Genomic DNA, 26,468 nt, shown 5'->3' on the forward strand with positions numbered 1-26,468 from the left:
TTACAAAGGGTAAGCGCCGGCTTTATAAATGGATTTTTTATCCATAAAATTATAAATAGAGCAGAGAGCATTTGCCCTAGCTAAGCGGTAAAGTTGGCGCACTAAAAGTGTTGGCGTCAGTGCCTGTCAATAAGCTCTTCGCATAAAAGGTGAGTTTCCAAAGCTCTTGTGACACGCGCGTGCCATAGGTGGTGAGTTGAATCCAGTTAGCCGTCACCAACTGCCGCTGTAATTGGTTTAAGTCATCTTGATAAATCTGACAACGTGCCACCGCGTGAACATTTGGCATGTCATTTTTGATATCTGTTTCAGCTTTGACTGCGATTAAGCGATTAATGGCGCTCTGTAAACCATAGCTTGAAAAGGTAGCCGGTATTTTTATTAAGGCGATGAGCACTTCTTGCCACGATAAAGTCATAGGGCGGGTGACGTCGGTTAAATTACCGCCTTCATAGGCTTGGGCTTTGTACTGAATCTCAAAAGTGTCTGTCAGCACCAGTGGCTTGCTGACACTATCGGCTGCTAAATGATCGGTAACAGCAGGGCGAGATTGGGTAAGTTTGGCTTTCTTGGTAGAAAAGCTCGTGGCCGTTTCTTCGGCCAGTGCCGATTTATTGGCTTTCATCAGCTCGTCGCTCACTCTTACCCAGCCGTCCCCTACTTCATGATTGGCGACCATTTTATAGAAGGCCTGAATGAGTAGCTGCTCGATATCATTTTCTGTTTCATAGTAATAAATCTTATCGGCTTTTTTGGTCACCATGTTGGTGAATTCTTGCAGCTGCCGACTGATATTGACCTCGTTATGATGACTTTTGACCAATATTAACAAGGGTTTGAGCTTGGCTTTGGCATTGAGATAGCTCAAATGCATTTGACTGACACCAGTATTTTGCGCCGTGCCATAGCTATCACCGATTATCATCAGCGCATAATCGCAAGCATCGATACACTGGCGACCATATAACGCCGCTTTGGGTAATTTGCTAGAAACGTCATAGGTTAAAAATGCGCGGCCTTGGAAAAACATCGCCACACTGTCTAAAACCAACAGTTGGTCGTTGTCAGCGCATATGACGTGAATATGATAGCGACGGTTTGACACAATCACCTCTAAACTTATTAGTCATATAAATGAAAGTTATCTCGATTGTTATCGAAAAGCGATAGCATCAGAGCCTGTCTAATATTCTGTTTGGCAAATACTAGCCTAGCATTATATTACGCGAATACGTTTAATTTATTGCTAATTCCACTAATATATTGCGGGATTATAACAGCTACTTCACTATTGCACAGGCAAAAAACCCTATTAGACTAAAACAAAAGGGCTTAAGGCGAAAGAATATACTGTATACGAGACTGTTTACCCAATAAACGTCGCACTACAGCGCCGAGCTGTTTATCATACTTAGTCGCATAAAAAGTCAAAGCCGGCGGTATATCTATAGCGGTCGCTAGGCCATTTAACGCTTCATTAGCTGATACCTTAACGGGTAATGCTAACAACTGTTCTGCTATCAATAGCTGCTTAACGCGCTCAGCGATTGCATGCCCCGAATCGACAATATGTAGCGCTAACTGCTGCTGAGTAATTTCTTGGCGTAAAAACGCTTTAAAAAATGGATAATGGGTACAGCCTAATACCAACTGATCGACGCCATCTTGCGAAAATTGCTGCAATTGCAGGCGTAAATCCTGAGCCGTTTTGCTGTCTTTAGGCATACCTGACTCAACCCAAGGGACTAAGTTTGGGTCAAAGTATTTGGAGACTCTGGTGGCATGAGGAATGGCAACATTCGTAATGACGTCATTTAGTAGCGCACCGTTTAACGTCGCTTTCGTTGCCAATACGGCTACGTGATGAGTTTTGCTGGCCAATACCGCAGGTTTTAAAGCAGGCACCAGACCAACAATAAGCAGCTGCGGATAATAGCGTCTGGCCGTCTCTAACGCATACGCCGAAGCACTATTACAGGCGATGACAATAAGCTTGCAGCCTTGTTGGTATAGCCATGCCACTGCAGCGAGCGTTAAGGCTTTAATGTCTTCACTATCACGATTGCCATACGGTACATGCAAGGTATCGGCATAATAAACGTAACGCTCATGCGGTAATTGCTGAGCCAGATGTAGATAGACCGACAAGCCGCCGACGCCCGAATCGAACAAGCCGATTGGCGCACTGCGTTCCTTTTTAAGCGCGTTATTTATCACGCTATCATCTGCTTTAAGCGTTTTAAAACTATCATTAATAAATGTGGTTTTGTGCGTCTCAAGGCTATCAATAATATCAAGGCTTGTATTATCAGGCACTGCTTTTACGGCAACCTTCATTGCTTTCTTACCGCCGTTCTTATATAAGTATTAAATATAGTCTATTATGAATCTGATGGCATTGATAACGTATAAGCATTATCACCACTTTGCAGCGTTAGTATCGTCTCACCTTCACGCTCTGTCAATTCACCAATTTCTGTTAAATGATAAAAAGCGTTACGTCCAATCAATGCTTCCAAGCCGTTTCGTACCATCATATAAGGACGAATTTGCGTAGAGCTTTCTGTACTTTCATTATCTTCTTTATTCTTACTTTTGTCAGAATGGCTATTGTCATCAGAGTCTTTCATTGTATAAGCACGCAAACTAATCGGATGTTCATCATCTAAACGCACTACATCACCGGTGGTGGTCGTAAATTCTAGCCAGCTTTCACCTTGTTCTTCAACGATACCAACATCGTTAATCAGTAACGGCGCATCTTCTACGTGGATACGCAGTTTTTGTACCGGTGTCTTTAAAAAATACTCAACCGCGCCATTATTTTCTTCTTTCCACAAAATAGTGGCAAACAAACTGACTAATGACTGACGGGTCATGTGCCCGCCTTCGTGCCACCACTCGCCGTTGGCTTTGATGGTTAGATCCATGTCCGTTACTTGCTCAGGATGCCAGTTCTCAAGCGGCGGTATAGCGCGCCCTTCGCGTATACTTGGCGCTGACTTAAAATACTGACTCAAAGCATCCATACCATTTGGCGCAGATACCTTGTCATTCGTGACTTTGAGGTTATCTTTATCATTAGAATTGTCGTTTTTATTATCGTCATTCATCATAAAATCCTTTATGTAGTAATCAAAGTTTGGCGCATCTATTATTACTATAAATTTTTGTTTCGGGTATGATGAAAGCCTATCGTCATTGTACCCCCATTATTTCCCTCTTACCTTAACATTGATACCCAGAAATGCGTATCGTGTTTGTAGGACTTTTCTTTTATAATGAGTAACGATTATTTATTTGCAATGGTTCAGTGGGTGTTGAATTAACAACACATTTTACGTTATGGGTGCTAGATTTTACGTCAATCTTTGTACGCTTAACGTCGTCAATTGATGCCGCAAAGACAGTTCTTATCGGGCAGCCATATGTCTGAGTAACGTTAGCGCCGCAAGCTTTATTATTCAATTGTTAAGCTAATGATGCCCTGAGATAAGCCACTAAAAGTTTAGGAGTAGGTATGCAAGAGCAAGACAATCAAAAGCCTGTTGTTGATAATGACACTGTTAGCAACGACGTTGTTAATAATGACATTGTCAGTAACGACACTGTAAATAGCGACATCGCACATACTGATGTAGCCGTAGAAGAAGTCGCCACTACTGAAGAAAGCGCTGCAACTGAGGCGACAGAAGTTGCCGCTGAGCCAGTAGAATCCACTACTGCAACAGAAGCAACGCCCGAGCCAGCCGTAGAACCAGAAACTACTGAGCCTGAAATCGAACGTGAATCAATGGAATTTGATGTCATCATCGTCGGCGGCGGCCCAGCGGGTTTATCAGCGGCCATTCGTCTGCGTCAGCTTGCTCTTGCAGCGGGCAATGATGAGTTCATGGTTTGTGTGGTCGAAAAAGGCTCAGAGTTTGGTGCGCACACCTTATCTGGTGCGGTTATTGAGCCGCGCGCCTTAAACGAGCTGATACCAGATTGGAAAGAAAAAGGCGCGCCACTAAACGTACCTGCCATTGAAGACCGCGTTTATATGCTCGGTTCTGCGACCAAAGCAACCAAGCTCCCTGATTCTATCGTACCCGCCAGCATGCACAATGAAGGTAACTACATTGTCTCATTGGGCAACGTCGTTCGCTGGTTAGCTGAGCAAGCAGAAGAGCTTGAAGTCATGATGTTCCCAGGCTTTGCTGCCGATGAGATTTTATATAATGATGACGGTTCGGTAAGAGGGGTTTTGACAGGCGACATGGGCGTGGCTGCCAATGGTGAAGCCAAGCCGAGCTTTGAGCCAGGTTACGAGCTGCTAGGTAAATATACCATCTTTGCCGAAGGTTGCCGTGGACATTTGGGCAAGCGCCTCATCAGCCGTTTCGCGCTTGATAAAGACTCAGACCCTCAGCATTATGGTATCGGTCTAAAAGAGCTATGGGAAGTCAGCCCAGAGAAGCACGAGCAAGGCGTGGTCATGCATGGTTCAGGTTGGCCATTAACGGATACCGGCTCATCTGGCGGTTGGTGGTTGTACTTCGATGAAAACAACCAAGTCAGCTTTGGTATGGTCATCGACCTATCGTACTCAAACCCTTATATGTCACCGTTTGATGAGATGCAGCGCCTAAAACTTCATCCAGTCATTCGCAACGTCTTAGAAGGCGGCAAACGCCTGTCATACGGCGCGCGTGCGTTGACCAAAGGCGGCTTAAACTCCTTACCAAAATTCACCTTCCCAGGTGGCGTGTTGGTCGGTGATGATGCAGGCTTCTTAAACCCTGCCAAAATCAAAGGTACGCACACCTCAATGAAGTCAGGTATGTTGGCGGCTGAAGCGATTTTTGAAGCGTTACAAGCAGGCCGTGAGTATGACGACGTGGTTGCCTATAGCACCATGTATAAAGAATCATGGCTGTATCAAGACAACTACGAAGCGCGTAACTTTGCCCCAGCCATGCACCGTATGGGTCAATGGATGGGCGGCGCCTTTACCTTTATCGAGCAAAATTTGCTTGGCGGTAAAATGCCTTTGACCATTCATGATAATAAGAGAGATTATGATCAGCTAGAGCGTGCGGCGCATGCTTATCAGCCAACCTATCCTAAGCCAGATGGTAAGCTGATATTTGATAAGCTGTCATCAGTCTTTATCTCCAACACCAACCACGCTGAAGACCAACCGACGCATCTGAAACTCACCGATCCTACGGTGCCTGTTTCAATTAACTTACCGCTGTATGCTGAGCCTGCGCGTCTGTACTGCCCAGCTGGCGTTTACGAGGTGGTGAAAGATGCCGAAGGTGCTAAGTTTGTTATCAATGCGCAAAACTGTGTGCATTGTAAGACCTGTGATATCAAAGACCCGTCACAGAACATTACTTGGGTAACGCCAGAAGGCGGCGGCGGTCCTAACTATCCAAACATGTAAATCATGTTTGAGATAATTATGGCTTAATAAAAAACCGCTCTTAATATAAGAGCGGTTTTTTTATGCTTGTATGATCCACTCGAAATAAAGACAATACGCTAGTAGCTAGCGTACGACTGGGATAAATTTTCCTTGCTTGCTGTTATCATAGAGGCTACGAAAAATTCATCTAAGTCACACTGCATCGCTTTTAAAGCGAACCTACTATATTTAATAGAATAACTTTTTAGCTTACTAAAAAATACTAATCAGTCCACGCATCACGATTGGCTTCATCTCTTAATTTTACAAAGTCATCGGGGTCGAATTTGATTTGCTCGCCGGTTTTGCCTTCTTTGATTTGTCTTTCATAATCACGCAAAATTCTAAGCGCCACTGGCGACAAGATTAAAATCGCTATCAAGTTGACGAGTGCCATGAGACCCATTGATAAGTCAGCGAAGTTCCAAATAGCAGGTAAGCTAGCAATAGCACCAACAAATACCATGCCTAAAACCATAAAACGGAAAATCATAATCATGACTTTGGCATTTTTTTCACCAGAGATAAATTCAAGATTGGACTCGCCATAGCTGTAGTTGGCAATGATAGAGGTAAACGAAAAGAAGAAAATTGCAATCGCGACAAAAACTACGCCCATATCGCCCACATACTGCGACAGTGCCAACTGGGTTAATTGAATACCTTCTTGTTCGACATTTGGATCGACGACACCTGAAAGTATAATAATCGCCGCGGTTGCCGTACAGATAACCAGCGTATCCATAAAGACACCGAGCATTTGCATAAAGCCTTGCACCGCTGGATGGTCAGGATGGCTTTTTGCCGTCGCTGCGGCATTGGGCGCTGAACCCATACCCGCTTCGTTCGAAAACAAACCACGCTTGATACCGTTAATCATCGCCTGCGCAATACCATAACCAATCACACCGCCCGCCGCTTGCTCAAAGCCAAAGGCTGATTTTACGATCAAGGCAACGGCTGCTGGGAATTCGCTAAAGTTGGTGATAATAATATAAAGCGCCAACAAGATATAAAGAATCGCCATGACTGGCACGATTTTACCTGCAATACGTGCAACCGAGCGTAGTCCGCCAAATACCACTGGGGCGACGAGCGCGACCAGTATTAACCCTGTCATCCACGTTGGAACACCAAACGCTTCATTGGTCGCCTGCGCAATCGTATTCGACTGCACGCCATTAAACGCCAAACCAAACGCAACCAGCAAACAAAGCGAGAAAAATATCGCCAGCCAGCGCTTACCCAAACCTTTTTCGATATAGTAAGCCGGTCCACCGCGGTAAACATTGTCATTATGCGGCACTTTATAGGCTTGGGCTAAGGTTGACTCGATAAAACTGGTCGACATACCGACGAGCGCCGTCATCCACATCCAAAATACTGCGCCCGGTCCACCAAGATAGATAGCGATCGCTACCCCTGCCAGATTACCGGTACCGACACGCGCCGCTAAAGACGTCATCAGCGCCTCAAACGAGCTGATACCACCATCTTTACGGCCTTGGTTTGACACCCGTAATAATTGCCACATATGACCAAAGTGACGAAACTGAATAAAACGCGTAGCAACGGTGAAATATAGACCAGCCCCAATCAACACAAACATCAACAATCCATACCAAGGATTGCTGGCGATTAACCAATCGTTATTACCCCAGATAATACTAACGCCGTAATTCACGATGTTATTAAACCAGCCTGCTATGCCGTCACTCATACCTACTCCTCACTTACGTTTATAAATGTTACTTATTTTTATATAGAAACACATTTAACTGATTATAACGCTCATAGTTCTGCTAAACATCTCTACTAATAAGATGCCGTGTGCATTCTATAGAGATTAAGACACCTACTACTATCAAATTTGGTTATTAAGTTAAAAAGACTATTTCTGAAATAAATGTTACTTCCTATTGAAGTCCTATAGAATGGAGAATGTAACAAATCAGTAGCATTGGTTAGACATTTATCGTACGATCTTAGTAAGATTAAATATTCTAAACACTTATAGAAGTCTACTTTATTACCGACCACGTTTTTTAACTACGATAGAGTAGATTTTATAGATATTAGCATTCGGTTGATATTGATTTATTGGCATGAATGACTAACGTATTAACAACTTTAAGACTCTTGTCAGGAAGACGGGATCGTAAAAAGACAGCGGATTGTTGACCTTCATCGTTTTTCCTCGATAAATCCCCTTTTTTTCTGCAAGACACTCTTAAAAACCCTAGCATTTATGATGTCGTTTATTTGATTAAGTCAGCTTAATGTTAAATAAATGACTACTAAATCGCTTTATGACTGGTTCACGTTTTAGTATTTGGTTTTTATTATTTTTCATTTGTGCGCATTTTTTCAGCTAAGCTGTTGAGTCATTTTGTATGAATCGTCTATAGGATGGTTTTGTTATAGACACAATTTCGCTTGAAGCGATAGACAAGAATAACTCATTAAGCTCAAATCAAATATTATGTTTTTAGGCAAGACAAAAGGAGTTGTCCTATGGAAAACCACAACGATCCATCTGGTTATTGGCGTGCCAATATCCGTCTCATTATAGGTTGCCTCGTTATTTGGGCCCTCTGTTCATACGGTTTCGGTATTTTATTTCGTCCATTATTAACAGGGATTCGAATAGGCGGTACTGACCTAGGATTTTGGTTCGCTCAGCAAGGTTCCATTGGCGTATTTATCATTTTAATTTTCTTCTACGCGTGGCGTATGAATAAGTTAGATAAACAATATGGTGTAGACGAGGAATAGCCCTATGAGTCAATTTACGATTAATATTATTTTTGTAGGTCTATCTTTCGCTTTATACTTCGGTATTGCATGGTGGGCACGTGCAGGTTCAACCAGTGAGTTTTATGTTGCTGGCGGCGGCGTCCATCCTGTAGTAAACGGTATGGCAACGGCTGCTGATTGGATGAGTGCCGCGTCATTTATCTCGATGGCAGGTATTATTGCTACTGGCGGCTATGCGGCCTCAACTTATTTGATGGGTTGGACGGGTGGTTACGTTCTACTGGCCATGCTGCTTGCGCCTTACCTACGTAAATTTGGTAAGTTCACGGTTCCAGATTTTATTGGCGACCGTTTTTATTCTAAGACCGCAGCGATGATTGCCGTGGTTTGTTTGATTATTGCCTCAACCACTTACGTTATCGGTCAGATGACCGGCGCTGGGGTAGCATTCTCACGATTCTTAGAAGTGGATAATACCACCGGTCTAATTATTGCCGCGGTCGTCGTATTCTTCTACGCCGTACTTGGTGGTATGAAAGGGATTACCTACACGCAGGTTGCGCAGTATATTGTTCTTATGATTGCTTATACCATTCCTGCGGTATTTATCTCACTTGAGCTGACAGGCAATCCGATTCCGGGTCTTGGTTTGTTCTCAAACCATGTGGAAGCCGGTATTCCTATCTTAGCTAAGCTTGATCAAATCGTCGTCGACTTGGGCTTTACCGCTTATACTGCTGACGTGCCAAACAAGCTAAACATGGTGCTATTCACTTTATCACTGATGATTGGTACCGCAGGCTTACCGCACGTTATCATTCGCTTTTTCACCGTTCCTAAAGTTGCGGATGCGCGCTGGACGGCTGGTTGGACATTGGTTTTCATCTCGCTACTATACTTCACTGCCCCTGCGGTAGGTGCAATGGCGCGTCTAAACCTAATCGATACCATTTATCCACAAGGTGTTGAAGAGCCTGCTATCGAGTACGATCAACGCCCAGACTGGATGAGAACGTGGGAAGACACGGGTCTTATTAAATATAACGATTTAAATAACGATGGTCGTATCCAGTTCTATAGCGATAGCGGACTTGGTGCAGCTGAGCTCGCAGCAGCGGCTGCCACTACTGACGGCGGTGATGTTGCGGCAACGACAGCGGCGGTTGAAGAAGCAAAAGCTGAGCATGCTTTAGAGCGTGATGGTATCTTTGTCGATAGAGGCTGGGAAGGTAATGAGCTTGATGTCAACGCTGATATCTTAGTATTGGCCAATCCGGAAATTGCACAGCTACCAGGTTGGGTTATTGGTCTTATCGCCGCCGGTGGTTTGGCAGCAGCGCTTTCAACGGCAGCGGGTCTACTACTTGCTATCTCATCAGCAATCAGTCATGACTTGATTAAACGTAACTTAAATCCAAACATTACCGATGCAGGCGAGCTAAAAGTTGCCCGTATCACGATGGCGATTGCGATTGTGGTTGCGACATGGCTTGGTATTAACCCGCCAGGATTTGCCGCACAGGTCGTTGCACTAGCCTTTGGTATTGCAGGTGCCTCACTGTTCCCTGCACTGATGATGGGTATTTTCTCTAAGCGTATTAACAACCTTGGCGCTATTGCTGGTATGTTAACGGGCTTGGTTAGTATCTTGGTTTATATCTTTATCTTTAAAGGCTGGTTCTTTATCAGTGGTACAGCCAGCTTCCCTGATACTGAAGAGTACTGGTTGTTCGGTATCTCACCACTATCATTTGGTGCGGTTGGTGCATTACTGAACTTTATCGTGGCATTCGCCGTTTCTTATGCGACTGCGCCACCACCAGCACATATCCAAGAATTGGTTGAAAGTGTTCGTTCTCCACGTGGAGCTGGCGGCGCAATCGATCACTAATCTAGACGATATTGTGTGCTATTATTTGTAATCTAGTCACTCACCGGCAGCAGCTGCTTGTGAGTGTTTTTTTTATCTTTTTATGAACTGGTTTTAAATGCGCTGATGGCGTTAAGGAAAAATCTTATGCTTTTTGAGTTTATCGCCACCATAGCTGCCGGATTTGGTATGGCTGGGATAGCACTAATCATAACTCATCTCAGCAAACTTGCAGGAAAAAAAGCCCCAAGATGGCTGATTCCATTGTTTGGTGCGATTGGCATCTTTGGCTTTCAAATCAGCCAAGAATATAGCTGGTTCGAGCAGCAAACTGCGCAACTACCTAACGGCGTGCATGTGGTGAAAAAAGTTGAACAGAGCACATGGTTTCGTCCTTGGTCATATATCAAACCACAAACCTTTCGTTTTATGGCCGCAGACAGTGGGCACGCGCGCGCTAATGCTGATAATCCAGATGTTTATTTGGTGAATTTATATTTGTTTGAGCGACGTCGAAGTGTGCAGCAAGTACCGCAAGTTATTGACTGTGCTGCCCCTGCCCGCGCCGATTATGTATTGCAAGAAAAGGATAGTAAGCTGAGCATTGATGAGCATGTGAAGCAAACCACTAAGTGGCGGCCATTAGAAAAAAATGATCCGTTATATATCAACGTTTGTATCAATAAAAGTTAATAACGCGTGTTGATACTGGCATAAGCATGCTTTGAGTTTGCCCCTAATAATAAGCCGGCGCATAGTCCGCCAAAATGCGCCGCCAATGAGATACCTTGCTGCGGCATCAAACCTTGTTTGATGATCAACCAGTAACCAGTTCCCATGACGATGCAAGCAAGCAGATAACCCCAGCGCCGCGCAAATAACGCTCCGCCTATCATATAACCCAGCATCGCAAAACATAGCCCCGAAGCGCCGATATGAATCGACAATGGCGAACCGATAATCCAAGTCGCCAATCCTGACGCCACGATCAATTTAATTACCGTACGATAAGCATTATTTTCAAATAGTCCGAACAAAAATAAAATTTGTAATAACGTCAACGTATTGCCAAGTAAGTGAGAAAAGTTGCCATGCATCGTCCATGACGCAAACACCCCAATCATACTACCTAAGTCTAACGCCCGTGGCACAATTCCAAAGATATTCCATAGCCCGAAAAGCAGCGTTTCATTGAGAAAAAACATGCCCCACATCGGTATAAGAACAAACGCATATAAGCCAAAAACTTGCTTAATTCTGCGTGTTATTAAGCTAAATAATTGCTGCCACTTCATAACAAACCTTATCTTTTAAACCTTTGAATGTTATTAAAACCCTATTGCTCGCTCACAGAAGACCGTGGGCTTTTTACAGGTTTAAATGACAATGATGAGGCGTCTTCTTCTGCCGTTAATACACTCTTGGCATGCAGCAAAGAGGTCGAATGATAAGGAACCAACGCCGTTGGCATAAAATCACGCGCCGCATCAATATGTTTGACCGAATCATCAAAGAAGATATGTGGCGCAAAGGTTTTTAATACTGCCGTCTTTTCAAGTCCGCCCAAAAAAAATGCCATATCGAGATCAACACCCCAATCACGTAGCGTTTTAATCGCCCGTAAGTCCGCAGGGGCATTACGGGCAGTGACTAACGCTATCTTCATGGGAGACGTATGCAAGCTTGCAGGCAATCGCTCTTGCATTTTTGACAGCTTAATCAACAGCTCTGCATAAGGTCCTTTTTCTATCGGCAAATCCCGCATTTCGGCTTCACGCTCATGAAAAGCCCGCAACCCTTTTTGTTTATAAAGCAGCTCACCTGAGTCATCAAACAATACCGCATCACCATCAAATGCGATACGCAGCTGCTTAGTATCGAGCTCATAAGTATTTACTGGTGTGGCATCTAATATCGCACAGGCACAAATATTGGCATCGGCAACTTGCTGAGCGTCATCACGATTGGTGGTCAAAAACAAATCCACATTAAAATCTTTAATATAAGGCGCTATAGGGCTTCCGGATATAAACGCCGAGCGAGAAATGGTTAAACCATGTTCACGAATCGCATTGAGCACTTGAATACCCGTATCCGGACTACTTTTTGAGACAATCACCACTTCAACCAGCGGTGTATCAATACCTGAACTCTGCCCTTCACAATCATTGCAATAGTTATTTAAATTTAGCAACGCTTTGATAAGCGGATAGCCAGCACCGATGCTGAGCGGATCGTTTTCACGTTCAGCCATATAGTCGCGGAACTCTTTAATCGCTTCGTGAGGTTGCTGTTGCAATAACGCTACCAGATGATTTTCAGATTCTGATAAATCAAATAAAGCCGTCGCTGATATCGCAACAATTAAGGTATTGGTAAAATCTACAGCCATATTTTCCTACTCATTTTTTATATACAATAAATGTCGCTCTTATAAAGCAGTCTAACAATTTAAGCCAAACCCGTAAGTAGGCTTTTGATTATAGTATTTTGTCTTTGGCCATAAAAAACTCCGATTGAGCCACTTATGGTAATTACCCCCGCATAAGCTTCATTGTCTTAATATACAAATTGCCTTTCAACATATATTACTCACTCTATAGTTACACATTGTCACTACTTATCCTAAACTACTGTTTCTAGACTTTTGTAACATTATTAAGGTATTAAATTCTAATTTATAACTTTTAGGTAGCTGATTATGCTAAAAAACTGTTTAAACCCAGATATATCAAATATGTCCCAGAAGATATTACCTTGAGCGATGAAGATCATGAAATCATAGAGACGATTACCAACGATATTCGTTTCTATGTCAAAAAAAGCAAAGCACTAAATGACATTGACCACCATGTACGCGCTGTTCATGCAAAAAGTTATTGTGGTCTAAAAGCTAAGTTTGAAATATTGGATGATATTCCTAAGGAATACGCGCAAGGCCTTTATGCAAAGCCCGGCATTCATGATGCTGTCATTCGCTTTTCTAATGCCGCCGCCGCGATTAGCGCCGATAGAAGACTGGGATTAGGACAAGGATTGGCTATTAAGATATTTGACGTGCCTGGTAAAAAACTGGCACCAGGGAAGGAAGATAGCACTACTTTTGATTATGCACTAGTCAACGGTCCTATATTTTTCACCAATAGCCTGAAAAACTACGCCTATCTTTCGAAATTAAACTTTGGCTTGAATGGTTATTTGGGAGATGGTTTACGGGGTAAAGGCAAGTTCGTGTTTCATTGGTTGACTAAATACGGTAAAGAATTCCCTGATATGGAAGGTCTGCGCTCACTGAACGCCTTTAGAAAGCTAGCAACCATTCCACCCAAAAATGCTTGGTTATACGATTATTTCTCCCAAGGCGCGTTTCGTCATGGAGACTATATGGCAAAAATCAGAGTTACCCCTACCAAAGCGTCAATGGATAAAATTAAACGTACCAACATTCACTTGTTTACCGAACACGAAGCGATTCGGCCAGCTATCATTGAGGAGATTAAGGAACACGACTATCAATTTGAAGTACAAGTCCAACTTTGTCTTAATATCAAAAGACAACCTATTGAACAGCTAACCAAAGAATGGAAAGAGTCTGATGCCCCATTCGTCACCGTCGCAACCTTGACGATACCTTGCCAAGACGTGCCTGATGACGGCAATCTTAAAGCAATAGAAGATTTGAGCTTTACCACTTTTCGCTGCCTCGAAGCCAATCGCCCTATTGGCGTCATACAACATTCTCGACTACGTGCTTACCAGGCCTCTTCTAAGGCTCGTCATGAGTATAATAACGCTAAGCGTAAAGTACCGACTAGCTTAAAAGAGGTTTTTAGCAAATCAGCGACCGAGTAATTACTCATGATGATAGTCTAAAGTTAGCAGACAGAGCCATCATTATTACAATTGATGGTTTTTTAAAAAACCCAAACAAAGAAAACCCCCTTACGCATTCACGTAAGGGGGTAATCGGAATAGAGAGCTGACGATGACCTACTCTCACATGGCCGGGGCCACACTACCATTGGCGCGATGATGTTTCACTTCTGAGTTCGGGAAGGGATCAGGTGGTACCATCATGCTATTGTCGTCAGCAAAGGGGTTAGATATGAGTCTGTGTGTTTTAATGACTAGTGTCATCTTAATCCAACTGAATCAAGGATTAAGGTGATATCGAAATAATTAGACTTGATACAAACCACTTGGGTGTTGTATGGTCAAGCCAAACGAGCAATTAGTACAGGTTAGCTACACACATCGCTGTGCTTCCACACCCTGCCTATCAACGTCCTAGTCTTGAACGGCTCTTTAGGGAAATCTAATCTTGAGGTGGGCTTCCCGCTTAGATGCTTTCAGCGGTTATCCCATCCGAACGTAGCTACCGGGCAATGCCATTGGCATGACAACCCGAACACCAGTGGTTCGTCCACTCTGGTCCTCTCGTACTAGGAGCAGATCCTCTCAAATTTCCAACGCCCACGGTAGATAGGGACCGAACTGTCTCACGACGTTCTAAACCCAGCTCGCGTACCTCTTTAAATGGCGAACAGCCATACCCTTAGGACCTGCTTCAGCCCTAGGATGAGATGAGCCGACATCGAGGTGCCAAACACCGCCGTCGATATGAACTCTTGGGCGGTATCAGCCTGTTATCCCCAGAGTACCTTTTATCCGTTGAGCGATGGCCCTTCCATACAGAACCACCGGATCACTAAGACCTACTTTCGTACCTGCTCGACTTGTGGGTCTCGCAGTTAAGCGCGCTTTTGCCTTTATACTCTATGAACGATTTCCGACCGTTCTGAGCGCACCTTCGTACTCCTCCGTTACTCTTTAGGAGGAGACCGCCCCAGTCAAACTACCCACCATACATTGTCCTCGGTATTGTTATACCTGAGTTAGAACCCCGACATGACCAGGGTGGTATTTCAAGGATGGCTCCACCAAGACTAGCGTCTCGGCTTCAAAGCCTCCCACCTATCCTGCACAAGTCAGGTCAAAGTTCAATGTAAAGCTGTAGTAAAGGTTCACGGGGTCTTTCCGTCTAGCCGCGGGTACACAGCATCTTCACTGCGATTTCGATTTCACTGAGTCTCTGCTGGAGACAGCGCTGCCATCATTATGTCATTCGTGCAGGTCGGAACTTACCCGACAAGGAATTTCGCTACCTTAGGACCGTTATAGTTACGGCCGCCGTTTACTGGGGCTTCGATCAAGAGCTTCGCATACGCTAACCCCATCAATTAACCTTCCAGCACCGGGCAGACATCACACCCTATACGTCCACTTTCGTGTTTGCAGAGTGCTGTGTTTTTAATAAACAGTTGCAGCAGCCTGGTATCTGCGACTGCCAACAGCTCAAGGAGCAAGTCCTATCACCATCGGCAGCGTACCTTCTCCCGAAGTTACGGTACCATTTTGCCTAGTTCCTTCAGCAGAGTTCTCTCAAGCGCCTTGGTATTCTCTACCTGATCACCTGTGTCGGTTTAGGGTACGATTCGTTTATAACTATTGCTTAGAAGCTTTTCCTGGAAGCATGGTATTTGCCACTTCACGGTACAAGTACCGCTTGCTATCAGATCTCAGCCGTATTACAGTCCGGATTTGCCTAAACTGTAAGCCTACATCCTTTCACCTGGACAACCAACGCCAGGCTGACATAACCTACTCCGTCCCTCCATCGCATTATAAACAAGTATCGGAATATTAACCGATTTCCCATCGACTACGCCTTTCGGCCTCGCCTTAGGGGTCGACTCACCCAGCCCCGATTAACGTTGGACTGGAACCCTTGATCTTCCGGCGTGCGAGCTTTTCACTCGCATTATCGTTACTCACGTCAGCATTCGCTCTTGTGATACCTCCAGCATGCTTTACAACACACCTTCACAGGCTTACACAACGCTCCCCTACCACTTGAAAACAAATTCAAATCCGCAGCTTCGGCTCCTAGTTTGAGCCCCGTTACATCTTCCGCGCGGGCCGACTCGACTAGTGAGCTATTACGCTTTCTTTAAAGGATGGCTGCTTCTAAGCCAACCTCCTAGCTGTCTATGCCTTCCCACCTCGTTTCCCACTTAACTAGGAATTTGGGGCCTTAGCTGGCGGTCTGGGTTGTTTCCCTCTCCACAATGGACGTTAGCACCCACTGTGTGTCTCCCGGATATCACTCATCGGTATTCGGAGTTTGCATCGGTTTGGTAAGTCGGTATGACCCCCTAGCCGAAACAGTGCTCTACCCCCAATGGTGTTCGTCCGAGGCGCTACCTAAATAGCTTTCGGGGAGAACCAGCTATCACCGAGTTTGATTAGCCTTTCACCCCTATCCACAAGTCATCCCCTGGCTTTTCAACGACAGTGGGTTCGGTCCTCCGGTGCCTGTTACGGCACTTTCAACCTGCTCATGGATAGATCACTCGGTTTCGGGTCTATACCCTGCAACTAATCGCCCTATTAAGACTCGGTTTCCCTACGGCTCCCCTAAACGGTTAACCTTGCTACAGAATATAAGTCGCTGACCCATTATACAAAAGGTACGCGGTCACCCTAATAAATTAAGGCTCCCACTGCTTGTACGCACACGGTTTCAGGTTCTATTTCACTCCCCTCACAGGGGTTCTTTTCGCCTTTCCCTCACGGTACTGGTTCACTATCGGTCAGTCAGGAGTATTTAGCCTTGGAGGATGGTCCCCCCATCTTCAAACAGGATTTCTCGTGCCCCGCTCTACTTAATATGTTAACGCTAATGTTTCGAATACAGGACTATCACCTACTACGGTCAGCTTTCCCACGCTGTTCTTCTACATTAGCATTAATCGGCTTCTCCCCGTTCGCTCGCCGCTACTAGGGGAATCTCAATTGATGTCTATTCCTAAGGGTACTGAGATGTTTCACTTCCCCTCGTTCGCCTCTTATATAAATATAAGATAGCTAGCTTATGCTAGCTGGGTTTCCCCATTCAGAAATCTCCGGATCACAGGATATTGCCGCCTCCCCGAAGCTTATCGCAGGCTGTCACGTCTTTCATCGCCTCTGACTGCCAAGGCATCCACCATGTGCGCTTCATTACTTGACCATACAACCCCAAGTAGTCTTTCGACTTCAAAGTGTCATACAATCTAATTATGATAACGATATCACCTATGTTTACGCTTGATTCAGTTCTCTTTACTTTTTAAGAAACCCTCTTTGGGATAACAAACAATGTCGTTAAAAGAGGATTTCTTAAGGTTAGAGTGTCGCGTGAACACGCCACTCTAACCCAGACTCATATCTATGTTTTTAAATAGTTCTTACTCTCTCGTCGAGTAGTAAGTTCTGTATAAAACAGAAGTAAATAATCAATGATGATCACTTAATTCTGTTTATGCTGTGCACTGAAAGCTTACTTGGCGTTTATAGTGGTGGAGCCAAACGGAGTCGAACCGTTGACCTCCTGCGTGCAAGGCAGGCGCTCTACCAACTGAGCTATGGCCCCATATATAAATGGTGGGTCTAAGTGGACTTGAACCACTGACCCCCGCGTTATCAACACGGTGCTCTAACCAGCTGAGCTACAGACCCAAATTACGCTTGTATAAACGTAAGCTTAAACTAAAGAACAACTTGTTGTGAATTCTTGCTGACCGAATGCTGTCTATAAGGAGGTGATCCAGCCGCAGGTTCCCCTACGGCTACCTTGTTACGACTTCACCCCAGTCATCAACCACACCGTGGTGAGCGCCATCCTAAAAGGTTAGGCTACCCACTTCTGGTGCAATCAACTCCCATGGTGTGACGGGCGGTGTGTACAAGGCCCGGGAACGTATTCACCGCGGCATTCTGATCCGCGATTACTAGCGATTCCTACTTCATGGAGTCGAGTTGCAGACTCCAATCTGGACTACGATAGGCTTTTTGAGATTCGCATCACATCGCTGTGTAGCTGCCCTCTGTACCTACCATTGTAGCACGTGTGTAGCCCTGGTCGTAAGGGCCATGATGACTTGACGTCGTCCCCGCCTTCCTCCAGTTTGTCACTGGCAGTATCCTTAGAGTTCCCGGCCAAACCGCTGGTAACTAAGGACAAGGGTTGCGCTCGTTGCGGGACTTAACCCAACATCTCACGACACGAGCTGACGACAGCCATGCAGCACCTGTATTCTAATTCCCGAAGGCACTCCCGCATCTCTGCAGGATTCTAGATATGTCAAGACCAGGTAAGGTTCTTCGCGTTGCATCGAATTAAACCACATGCTCCACCGCTTGTGCGGGCCCCCGTCAATTCATTTGAGTTTTAACCTTGCGGCCGTACTCCCCAGGCGGTCTACTTATTGCGTTAGCTGCGTCACTAAGTCCTCAAGGGACCCAACGACTAGTAGACATCGTTTACGGCGTGGACTACCAGGGTATCTAATCCTGTTTGCTACCCACGCTTTCGAACCTCAGTGTCAGTATGATGCCAGAAGGCTGCCTTCGCCATCGGTATTCCTCCAGATCTCTACGCATTTCACCGCTACACCTGGAATTCTACCTTCCTCTCACCTACTCTAGCCTAACAGTATCAGATGCCGTTCCCAGGTTAAGCCCGGGGCTTTCACATCTGACTTATCAAGCCACCTACGCTCGCTTTACGCCCAGTAATTCCGATTAACGCTTGCACCCTCTGTATTACCGCGGCTGCTGGCACAGAGTTAGCCGGTGCTTATTCTGCAGCTAATGTCATCGTCTATGGGTATTAACCATAGAGTCTTCTTCACTGCTTAAAGTGCTTTACAACCAAAAGGCCTTCTTCACACACGCGGCATGGCTGGATCAGGGTTGCCCCCATTGTCCAATATTCCCCACTGCTGCCTCCCGTAGGAGTCCGGGCCGTGTCTCAGTCCCGGTGTGGCTGATCATCCTCTCAGACCAGCTACAGATCGTCGCCATGGTAGGCCTTTACCCCACCATCTAGCTAATCCGACTTAGGCTCATCTAATAGCGAGAGCAACAAGTTGCCCCCTTTCTCCCGTAGGTCGTATGCGGTATTAATTCGAGTTTCCCCGAGCTATCCCCCACTACTAGGTAGATTCCTAAGTATTACTCACCCGTCCGCCGCTCGTCAGCGAGAAGCAAGCTTCTCCTGTTACCGCTCGACTTGCATGTGTTAAGCCTGCCGCCAGCGTTCAATCTGAGCCATGATCAAACTCTTCAGTTTAATCTTGCATGAAGTCCTTTAAAGAGACTTCGAAACTTGGCTCATTTAATCTGGCAATTACGCTCTCGTATGTTTCATATAATGAATTAACTTTGAGTTTTCTTGCTGTCTTAAATGATAATTTTTATAGTTAGAACGACTCCCGAAAAGAGAGTAAAACCAACTTTATTTTTTAGCATTCTGAATCAGCAAAAATCCACACAAGTTGTTCTTTAGTTATGCTTTTAAATAGTGTCAAGCTACTGTCGTCCAGTAGTTGATTATATAGGGTATTTCTCTTTGCTAGTCAGTCTAAGTTAAGAACTTATCCTATCTAGCGAGCCGACTATCATATCATAATGATTTGGTTTGTCAAGCTTTTTTATAATTTGTTTCAATGGGTTAGCCAGGTTTGTTATATGTAATTCACATATAAGTTATTCCGGTTCTCCCTAATGAGGTGCGTATTATAGACGCTTATTTTAATTAGTCAAGAAGTAAATTATTTTATTTTAAAAGTAATTTAGTAGGTTGGATGATTAGTTAATAGCTTCGCTACTAATAATAAGTGGTAAACCACTTATCCAATCCGCCTTCCCTTTCGACTGGGTGGCATTATACGCGCTTTTAGTAGGGGGTCAAGGGGGTTTATCCGCTATTTTAGCGATTATCTGACCTTGTCATTAATACTGTTTATTTATCAGTTAGTTAGGGTTAAAAACAATTTCACCTTCATTATAGACTACCTTTTTTGCTTAAAATTGCTTACCTCTCCTATATAACGGCTATCTAATAATTATCTTCTATATAGGATATGACACTTCTATAGTTTACCTATCTTTTTAAAGAAATCCTTATAAGCAGCGACTTTTTTATCTAACGCTAAAGGGTAGGCGCGCGACGTTGAAGGTAACCTATATAAGGTAAGATTATTTACATTAACTTTCTTATTATTATCATTTTGCCATTCATAAGGGTAATCCATACTTTGATTGGTCTTAGGGTATTTTGATTTGGCAGGTGGCTCAGCTAATAAATTGAGTAGCACTTCAGTGGCTTTGCCGCCCGTGGTAAATAAGGTTTCAACCTTTGGTACTTGTGGCAAGATAATATCTAAATCAACGGGGGTGACAACGGTGAGGTTTTTATCAGAAGCATTACCAGTCTCGCGGATAGCTTGAGTGACGGTAGGACAAGAGGCAATGCCGCGCTCGAACATAAAGGCACGAATACGCTCAGGGTCAAAACGCTTTTCATCGCCTACTCTGAAATAATCAACGTCATTAAAAAAAACACTGCCATAGATACGCCACATATCATTATAAAAGTTCGGGTAGTGAAAGCGCATTGCCCATTTATCAGCAGTCGGTGGAAAAGTACCCATCATCATCACGGTAGCATTCGGCGGTAACACTGGACCGAACGGATGGGTTTCTACTTCTGCGGCGCGAGTGTCGAACAATAACGAGTTGGTAGCCAATTTATCAGTATTATCATGGGTATGGGATGGTTGTGTAGTCATAAGATTCTTCATCAGAAAAGCGGTTTTTTTGTTATCATAGCAAGCCTGAACACTACTTCATTTGTTAGGGCGTTATTATAGTCGAACATAGTTTGCTTAAATAAAACTAACCTTGTTATAAATGCCTTTGGCTTACTTTTTTATTAAAGCATTAAGCTTACTATTGATGGTCTAGGTATAGGGTTGAAGTGCAGTAAGTGTTTGTATCTTTATTACTAATAGCAACCGCAGTAACTGCGCAAGCATCAGCGAAAAATCAAGAGAGACCTTATGAATGACTTAAAAATCACCGTTATTGATCACCCGTTAGTCCGTCATAAACTCAGCCTTATGCGTGAAAAAGACTGTAGTACTTATAAATTTCGCACCCTAACCAAAGAGCTTGCGCGCTTGATGGCGTATGAAGCGAGCCGTGACTTTGAAATCGAAAGCTTCCCGATGCAAGGCTGGTGTGGTGAAATCACTGGTGAGCAAATTTCGGGCAAAACTGTGACTATCGTTCCTATTTTGCGGGCTGGTATCGGTATGCTCGACGGCGTGCTCGATTTAATCCCAACGGCGAAAATCTCTGTCGTCGGTTTACAGCGCGACGAAGAAACCTTGCAGCCTGTGCCGTTTTTTGAAAAATTTGTCAGCCACATGGACAAACGCCCAGCCCTTATCATTGACCCAATGTTAGCGACTGGCGGCTCAATGGTTGCAACCATCGAGATGCTCAAGAAAAATGGCTGTACCAATATCAAGGCATTGGTCTTGGTTGCCGCGCCTGAAGGCGTGCGTTTGGTGAATGAAGCCCATCCTGATGTGACCATTTATACTGCCGCACTCGACAGCCATTTAGATGAGCATGGTTATATCATTCCCGGTTTAGGTGATGCGGGCGATAAAATCTTTGGTAAGCAGTTATTTAACAAGTAAGACAACGCCTTTAAACCAAGACAAGCTGGCGTTATAAACCATGACACACATACAGAACATCAATGATAAGGATATAAGATGAACGTATTGATTACAGGCGCAAGCGCGGGTTTCGGTAAAGCATTAGCTGAGCGTTTGGTTGCCAATGGTCATCGCGTGATTGGTTGTGCCAGACGCTTAGATAAGCTAAACGCGTTGGCAGATACGTTGGGCGAGGCATTTTTACCTGTGGTCATGGATGTCAGTGACACCGCGTCTATCGCGCTAATCATTGCTGACTTGCCGGCTGACTTTAGTCAAATCGATGTCTTGGTGAATAACGCTGGACTGGCACTTGGCACCGAGCCTGCACAAAAAGCTGATATCGATGACTGGATGCGTATGATTGATACCAATGTTAAAGGTTTGATGGCGTTGACTCATGCTGTCTTGCCAGCCATGGTCGCACGCGATAGCGGTTATATCATTAATGTCGGCTCTATCGCCGGCAGTTGGCCTTACTTTGGTGGTAACGTCTATGGCGCGACCAAAGCCTTTGTCAAACAGTTTAGCTTAAATCTGCGCGCGGATCTCATCGGTACGCAAGTACGGGTGACCAACCTTGAACCAGGTAATGTCGCGGGCACTGAATTTTCAAACGTGCGCTATCATGGCGATGACAAGAAAGCCGCTCAAGTCTACGACGGCTTTAAAACCATGACCGGTGATGATATTGGCGATATTTTATTATGGCTGATTGAGTCGCCTGCCCATATTAACGTCAATCGTTTAGAAGTGATGCCGGTTGCGCAAACCTATAATGGTCTAACGATTGCTAAGCAAGATTCATAAACGTTTAAACTACCGTTTGACTTATTAACGTAATTCATAAGACCGAAGCAATATAGTCGCCTCTATGTTGCTTTTTTTTTCGGCCATAACACTCTCTTCATTGACCAAGCGCAATTCCTGAAAATCCAAAATCAATACCTCATTACGCATGCGCTCGCTGGTACGTTTATTGTGGCGTATCGGAAATCCTAAAACTTGCTTACCTTTAATTACTATCTGATTGATAATCATGGTCGGATTATTCATAGTAGATTTTGCACTTACCTTTTGAGCATCAATAATCGCGGTGGCAGGATTGAGCGTTGTGATTAACACCCTTGTCTGACGCACGCTTTTTGCTAAATCTCCTGCAAATAATAATACTTGCTCTATTGGTAAACACTGGGCGTGGCGCATAAGCTCGCGGCGAAATAACGCTGGCATATCGGTATTAAAGCTGTCTTCTGTTTGTCGATAAAAGGCCGTAAAATTACGATGTAGATAGCGACCAAAGACGCTGCTATTTATCCAATCTTGATAAACACCATTGGCTAATAATTGCTTTGTAAATGCTTCGGCATCTGGCATATTTTCTGTCATGAGCATGGCTAGCAATAGCGCGCGCGGATTGGTAAATATTTGCTGCTGCCAGCTTTGTGGATATAAGCTGCTATCAAGCAATGCTAAAGTTAACTTGCCCATCGGCTAACATCCTTATTAAACAGTGAAACTATTATTTAGTACATATAGTATCTATTATATACGTTTCCTATTACAGTCATTTGCTATCGAATAGCAGCACAGATTGTGTGCTTGGATTCATTTGATCGCCTTACTCATATAAAAAAAGCGACCTTAAAAGACGCTTTTTATTTGAGCAATGAGTTTTAAGTATTTTTAAAGCCTTAATCAGCTAAGGCTTTAATCAGCTCAAATCTCGGTATTTCTTTACCATCAACTTCAACCGTTTCAGTAAACATCGCTAATGGTCGTACCCACACGCCATACTCACCGTATAGGCAGCGGTAAACGACTAGCGCTTCTTCGGTTTCTGAATGCTGCGCGGTATGCAAAACTTGGTAAAGACTGCCTTTATAATGGCGGTAAATGCCTTGGCAAACCGTTTTTTCTGTCATGATTAAATCCTCATTTATATCTTAAGTACACGAGCTAAATACTGTCGCAGTAAATTCATAACGCAAAATAAATAAGGTCAACAATCAATGTCGACCTTATCTTTAATGATTACCTGAATTATTGAAACTAGTCAATTTAAGCAACTGTCACTTTTGCATAAGCCTTTTTACCTGCTTGGATAACGACTGTCTGACCAGACGTTAAACTAAAGCCTGCATCGACCACTTCGCCATCTACTTTTACCGCGCCGCGTTTAATCATATCTTTAGCCGATGAGCTATTTTTGGCAAGCTCTGCTTGGTTTAGGATTTGCGTGATAAATAATGCGTCCTGCCCTTCTAACTCTAACGTCACTTCTGGTAAATCGACTGGCAATTCGCCATCAGCCAATACGTTACCTGCTGATTTATGCGCATTAGCAGCAGCATCCGCATCATGGAAGCGTTCAATCAATTCTTCAGCAAGAATACGTTTGATTTCTTGTGGGTTGCGACCGTTTTCCATCTCTGCCATTAACGCTTCGACTTCTTCCATCGGCTTAAAGCTTAAAAATTCAAAGTAGCGACGAATTAAGGTATCTGGCATCGACAGCAGTTTTTGGTACATGGTGCCCGGCGCATCGTAAATACCGACGTAGTTGCCGAGTGACTTAGACATTTTATTAACGCCGTCCAGCCCTTCTAAGATTGGCACGGTGATACAAACTTGTGGCTCTTGCCCATAACGACCTTGCAAAGTACGTCCCATTAAGATATTAAAGGTTTGGTCCGTACCGCCAAGCTCGACGTCGGCTTTTAGCGCGATAGAGTCATAGCCTTGCACCAATGGGTATAAAAACTCATGGATAGCAATTGGCGTTTGCGCCGCATAGCGTTTAGAGAAATCATCACGCTCAAGCATGCGTGAAACGGTCAACTGGCTAGAAAGCTGAATCATATCGCCCGCTGACATGTCTTTAAACCATTCAGAGTTAAAGACAATCTTGGTTTTTTCTTTATCCAAAATCTTAAAGACTTGTTCCGCATAAGTCTGCGCGTTGACTTTGATTTGCTCATCGGTCAACGGCGGGCGTGTGCTGTTTTTGCCAGATGGATCACCAATCTTGGCGGTATAATCACCGATTAGGAAATAAATCTCATGACCCAAGTCTTGAAAATGCTTCAGCTTATTAATCAGCACGGTATGACCTAAATGTAAGTCAGGCGCGGTGGGATCAAAGCCTGCCTTGATACGCAGCGGGCGATTCAGTTTTAACTTTTTAACCAAATCGTCTTCCGATAGGATTTCTTGCGTACCGCGCTGAATCAGGGCAAGTTGTTCTTCTAGGGTGTAAGTTTGGGTGGTCATGATGCTCTCTTTATTGTCTTTATTTAAAGGGTAACGCGTTTGGGCCAATTAGAATTTCGTAGCCCGTAAAAGATGTTAGAATTTGAGAGATATACTAGCGTTTTTTAAGGTAAATTGCCATGACCAACCCTGCATCGATTGCTGATACTAATGATAATACTGATTCAACTATCAATTATGACGATAATTTAAATAACACTTTGGACAAAACTTTAGATGACGATTTGAATTATGCCACCTTGACCGATGCGCTTGAGCAAACGGTATTTGAAAACTTCGATGATGGCTTATATATCGGCATGATGTCTGGCACCAGCTTGGATGGTATGGATGCGGTACTTTGTCAATTCGGTGGTGAAGAAAACATCCAACAACCGCTACGGCTATTAGCGTCTATTAGCCAAGATTTTCCGCCACGCCTGCGTGAGGTGTTATTGGCACTTTGTCAGCCAAATGGTGTGCAAGAATTAACCTCGACAATGGGCGAACCAAGCAGCGAATTAGACTGGTTTGGCTGGGCAAGTAAGGAATATGCTGAATTTGCCAGCGACGTGGTCAATAATCTATTGCAGCAGTCCAATACCGATGTAGAGTCGGTGCTAGCGATTGGCTGCCATGGTCAAACGGTGCGCCATCGTCCGCAAATGGGATTTAGTTTGCAACTGCTCGATGCCAATATCATCGCCGAGCGTACTGGTATTAGCGTGGTCAGCGACTTTCGCCGCCGCGATATGGCCGTCGGTGGTCAAGGCGCGCCCTTAGTACCTGCCTTTCATCAAGCATTATTTGCCATGCCTGATAGCACGCGAGTGTTATTAAACTTGGGCGGTATTGCCAATATCACCGTCTTACCAGCCAATGACAGCTCTATTAATGCTAATGATGCTGTTGTTAATAATAGCTCGGTGATTGGTTATGATACCGGCCCTGCCAATTTATTACTCGATGCGTGGACGGCATTGCATACGGATAAAGATTATGATGCTGGTGGCGCATGGGCGCAGTCAGGACAAGTCGTTGAGCCGTTACTTAATCAACTGATAGAGCATCCATTTTTTGCGCGAACCTATCCGAAAAGCACAGGGCGTGAAGACTTTAACTTAGCGTGGCTACAAAGCGAGCTGCAAAAATTTGACCAAGCCTCTGCCCATATTCGCTATTCGTCAGCTGATGTGCAGGCAACATTGACCGAGCTGACGGCGATGAGTGCCAGTATGCAAATCAATATGTTTATTAAGGCAAATGAAAACAGCTCGGTTTATGTCTGCGGTGGCGGTGCCTTAAATGATTACTTGATGACTCGCTTGCAGGCGCATTTACCTCACTGCAAAGTAGAAACTACGGCCAGCTTAGGGCTGAACCCCGCTTGGGTCGAAGCCGTTGCCTTTGCATGGTTGGCACGGCAAACCCTAATGGGAGAAACTGGTAACTTGCCAGCGGTCACTGGCGCAAGTAAAGGCGTGGTATTGGGTCAAGTTTGTTTTGCTTAATAAGCCTCTAA

18 protein-coding genes, 2 tRNA genes and 3 rRNA genes are annotated in these 26,468 nt (G+C 44.4%); 8 read left to right on the forward strand and 15 right to left on the reverse strand.

What is annotated here, in order from left to right:
* Positions 1-76: 76 nt before the first annotated feature.
* The 3 genes from RAH45_RS12145 to RAH45_RS12155 form a co-directional block, all read right to left on the reverse strand.
* Positions 77-1,105: a DUF4062 domain-containing protein gene (locus RAH45_RS12145; RefSeq protein ID WP_306495312.1), complete on the reverse strand. Its 1,029-nt coding sequence runs from the start codon at positions 1,103-1,105 to the stop codon at positions 77-79.
* Between the two features lie 227 nt (positions 1,106-1,332).
* Positions 1,333-2,337: a glutamate racemase gene (murI, locus tag RAH45_RS12150; protein WP_200663460.1), complete on the reverse strand. Its 1,005-nt coding sequence runs from the start codon at positions 2,335-2,337 to the stop codon at positions 1,333-1,335.
* Positions 2,338-2,381: 44 nt separating this feature from the next.
* A complete protein-coding gene (locus tag RAH45_RS12155; RefSeq protein ID WP_306495313.1) occupies positions 2,382-3,116 on the reverse strand; it encodes a DUF1285 domain-containing protein in 735 nt (244 codons plus the stop codon).
* 677 nt (positions 3,117-3,793) lie between these two features.
* Here RAH45_RS12155 and RAH45_RS12160 point away from each other — a divergent pair.
* Positions 3,794-5,431: an electron transfer flavoprotein-ubiquinone oxidoreductase gene (locus tag RAH45_RS12160; protein ID WP_068406995.1), complete on the forward strand. Its 1,638-nt coding sequence runs from the start codon at positions 3,794-3,796 to the stop codon at positions 5,429-5,431.
* 244 nt (positions 5,432-5,675) lie between these two features.
* Here RAH45_RS12160 and RAH45_RS12165 read toward each other — a convergent pair whose 3' ends face one another.
* Positions 5,676-7,172 (reverse strand): alanine/glycine:cation symporter family protein, encoded by a 1,497-nt coding sequence (locus RAH45_RS12165; RefSeq protein ID WP_068406960.1) that lies wholly within the window; start codon positions 7,170-7,172, stop codon positions 5,676-5,678.
* A 794-nt stretch (positions 7,173-7,966) separates the two neighbouring features.
* Between RAH45_RS12165 and RAH45_RS12170 the strand changes: the two genes are divergently transcribed.
* From RAH45_RS12170 to RAH45_RS12180, 3 genes are all read left to right on the forward strand, one after another.
* Positions 7,967-8,227: a DUF4212 domain-containing protein gene (locus RAH45_RS12170; RefSeq protein WP_068406957.1), complete on the forward strand. Its 261-nt coding sequence runs from the start codon at positions 7,967-7,969 to the stop codon at positions 8,225-8,227.
* A 4-nt stretch (positions 8,228-8,231) separates the two neighbouring features.
* On the forward strand, positions 8,232-10,100 hold the full coding sequence (locus RAH45_RS12175; protein ID WP_102076655.1) for a sodium:solute symporter family protein: 1,869 nt from the start codon (positions 8,232-8,234) through the stop codon (positions 10,098-10,100).
* A 126-nt stretch (positions 10,101-10,226) separates the two neighbouring features.
* Positions 10,227-10,772, forward strand: a complete 546-nt coding sequence (locus RAH45_RS12180; protein ID WP_191692503.1) for a hypothetical protein — start codon at positions 10,227-10,229, stop codon at positions 10,770-10,772.
* Here RAH45_RS12180 and RAH45_RS12185 read toward each other — a convergent pair.
* Complete coding sequence (locus RAH45_RS12185; RefSeq protein WP_191692502.1) at positions 10,769-11,374, reverse strand: rhomboid family intramembrane serine protease; 606 nt, start codon at positions 11,372-11,374, stop codon at positions 10,769-10,771. The two genes, RAH45_RS12180 and RAH45_RS12185, sit on opposite strands and share 4 nt — an antisense overlap.
* A 41-nt stretch (positions 11,375-11,415) precedes the next feature.
* Positions 11,416-12,471, reverse strand: a complete 1,056-nt coding sequence (locus tag RAH45_RS12190; RefSeq protein ID WP_306495314.1) for a 5'-nucleotidase — start codon at positions 12,469-12,471, stop codon at positions 11,416-11,418.
* A 365-nt stretch (positions 12,472-12,836) separates the two neighbouring features.
* On the opposite strand from RAH45_RS12190, the gene RAH45_RS12195 reads away from it, so the two are divergent.
* Entirely contained in the window at positions 12,837-13,931 is a 1,095-nt protein-coding gene (locus RAH45_RS12195) for a catalase family protein (protein ID WP_306495315.1), read from the forward strand.
* Between the two features lie 125 nt (positions 13,932-14,056).
* Here the strand turns inward: RAH45_RS12195 and rrf are convergent.
* The 6 genes from rrf to RAH45_RS12225 all read right to left on the reverse strand — a co-directional run bounded on the left by rrf (position 14,057) and on the right by RAH45_RS12225 (position 20,623).
* A 5S ribosomal RNA gene (rrf, locus tag RAH45_RS12200) occupies positions 14,057-14,171 on the reverse strand.
* Positions 14,172-14,289: 118 nt separating this feature from the next.
* Positions 14,290-17,151 (reverse strand): 23S ribosomal RNA (locus tag RAH45_RS12205).
* Between the two features lie 326 nt (positions 17,152-17,477).
* Positions 17,478-17,553: transfer RNA gene (locus tag RAH45_RS12210), tRNA-Ala, on the reverse strand.
* Positions 17,554-17,562: 9 nt separating this feature from the next.
* Positions 17,563-17,639 (reverse strand) — tRNA-Ile (locus tag RAH45_RS12215).
* 76 nt (positions 17,640-17,715) lie between these two features.
* Positions 17,716-19,254 (reverse strand): 16S ribosomal RNA (locus RAH45_RS12220).
* Together the 16S, 23S and 5S rRNA genes with 2 tRNA genes alongside form the textbook arrangement of a ribosomal RNA operon.
* Before the next feature lie 802 nt (positions 19,255-20,056).
* Positions 20,057-20,623, reverse strand: a complete 567-nt coding sequence (locus RAH45_RS12225; protein ID WP_373429192.1) for a uracil-DNA glycosylase family protein — start codon at positions 20,621-20,623, stop codon at positions 20,057-20,059.
* Positions 20,624-21,025: 402 nt separating this feature from the next.
* Here RAH45_RS12225 and upp point away from each other — a divergent pair, with 402 nt between their 5' ends.
* Both upp and RAH45_RS12235 read left to right on the forward strand, forming a co-directional pair.
* Positions 21,026-21,673, forward strand: a complete 648-nt coding sequence (gene upp, locus RAH45_RS12230; protein WP_068403656.1) for a uracil phosphoribosyltransferase — start codon at positions 21,026-21,028, stop codon at positions 21,671-21,673.
* 78 nt (positions 21,674-21,751) lie between these two features.
* The gene (locus tag RAH45_RS12235; protein ID WP_306495317.1) at positions 21,752-22,504 is read left to right on the forward strand and encodes an SDR family NAD(P)-dependent oxidoreductase; all 753 of its coding nucleotides are present in this window, start codon (positions 21,752-21,754) and stop codon (positions 22,502-22,504) included.
* A gap of 24 nt (positions 22,505-22,528) precedes the next feature.
* Here the strand turns inward: RAH45_RS12235 and RAH45_RS12240 are convergent, their stop codons facing one another.
* From RAH45_RS12240 to tyrS, 3 genes are all read right to left on the reverse strand, one after another.
* Complete coding sequence (locus RAH45_RS12240) at positions 22,529-23,185, reverse strand: hypothetical protein (protein ID WP_306495318.1); 657 nt, start codon at positions 23,183-23,185, stop codon at positions 22,529-22,531.
* Between the two features lie 203 nt (positions 23,186-23,388).
* A complete protein-coding gene (locus RAH45_RS12245; RefSeq protein WP_068403663.1) occupies positions 23,389-23,619 on the reverse strand; it encodes a DUF1653 domain-containing protein in 231 nt (76 codons plus the stop codon).
* A gap of 136 nt (positions 23,620-23,755) precedes the next feature.
* Positions 23,756-24,967 (reverse strand): tyrosine--tRNA ligase, encoded by a 1,212-nt coding sequence (gene tyrS, locus RAH45_RS12250; protein ID WP_068403761.1) that lies wholly within the window; start codon positions 24,965-24,967, stop codon positions 23,756-23,758.
* 119 nt (positions 24,968-25,086) lie between these two features.
* Between tyrS and RAH45_RS12255 the strand changes: the two genes are divergently transcribed.
* Entirely contained in the window at positions 25,087-26,457 is a 1,371-nt protein-coding gene (locus tag RAH45_RS12255) for an anhydro-N-acetylmuramic acid kinase (RefSeq protein ID WP_198328985.1), read from the forward strand.
* The last annotated feature ends 11 nt before the right edge of the window (positions 26,458-26,468 follow it).

This window comes from Psychrobacter sp. van23A, assembly GCF_030845275.1.
Lineage (GTDB): Bacteria > Pseudomonadota > Gammaproteobacteria > Pseudomonadales > Moraxellaceae > Psychrobacter > Psychrobacter faecalis.

What these genes read in the sequence shown, in the direction of transcription:
- RAH45_RS12225 (WP_373429192.1), bottom strand. Translation starts at nt 20,623, where the DNA reads ATGATGATGGGTACTTTTCCACCGACTGCTGATAAATGGGCAATGCGC.
- RAH45_RS12185 (WP_191692502.1), bottom strand. Translation starts at nt 11,374, where the DNA reads ATGAAGTGGCAGCAATTATTTAGCTTAATAACACGCAGAATTAAGCAA.
- RAH45_RS12160 (WP_068406995.1), top strand. Translation starts at nt 3,794, where the DNA reads ATGGAATTTGATGTCATCATCGTCGGCGGCGGCCCAGCGGGTTTATCA.
- RAH45_RS12170 (WP_068406957.1), top strand. Translation starts at nt 7,967, where the DNA reads ATGGAAAACCACAACGATCCATCTGGTTATTGGCGTGCCAATATCCGT.
- RAH45_RS12180 (WP_191692503.1), top strand. Translation starts at nt 10,227, where the DNA reads ATGCTTTTTGAGTTTATCGCCACCATAGCTGCCGGATTTGGTATGGCT.
- murI (WP_200663460.1), bottom strand. Translation starts at nt 2,337, where the DNA reads ATGAAGGTTGCCGTAAAAGCAGTGCCTGATAATACAAGCCTTGATATT.
- RAH45_RS12255 (WP_198328985.1), top strand. Translation starts at nt 25,087, where the DNA reads ATGACCAACCCTGCATCGATTGCTGATACTAATGATAATACTGATTCA.
- RAH45_RS12245 (WP_068403663.1), bottom strand. Translation starts at nt 23,619, where the DNA reads ATGACAGAAAAAACGGTTTGCCAAGGCATTTACCGCCATTATAAAGGC.
- tyrS (WP_068403761.1), bottom strand. Translation starts at nt 24,967, where the DNA reads ATGACCACCCAAACTTACACCCTAGAAGAACAACTTGCCCTGATTCAG.
- RAH45_RS12240 (WP_306495318.1), bottom strand. Translation starts at nt 23,185, where the DNA reads ATGGGCAAGTTAACTTTAGCATTGCTTGATAGCAGCTTATATCCACAA.
- RAH45_RS12155 (WP_306495313.1), bottom strand. Translation starts at nt 3,116, where the DNA reads ATGATGAATGACGATAATAAAAACGACAATTCTAATGATAAAGATAAC.
- RAH45_RS12165 (WP_068406960.1), bottom strand. Translation starts at nt 7,172, where the DNA reads ATGAGTGACGGCATAGCAGGCTGGTTTAATAACATCGTGAATTACGGC.
- RAH45_RS12190 (WP_306495314.1), bottom strand. Translation starts at nt 12,471, where the DNA reads ATGGCTGTAGATTTTACCAATACCTTAATTGTTGCGATATCAGCGACG.
- upp (WP_068403656.1), top strand. Translation starts at nt 21,026, where the DNA reads ATGAATGACTTAAAAATCACCGTTATTGATCACCCGTTAGTCCGTCAT.
- RAH45_RS12175 (WP_102076655.1), top strand. Translation starts at nt 8,232, where the DNA reads ATGAGTCAATTTACGATTAATATTATTTTTGTAGGTCTATCTTTCGCT.
- RAH45_RS12235 (WP_306495317.1), top strand. Translation starts at nt 21,752, where the DNA reads ATGAACGTATTGATTACAGGCGCAAGCGCGGGTTTCGGTAAAGCATTA.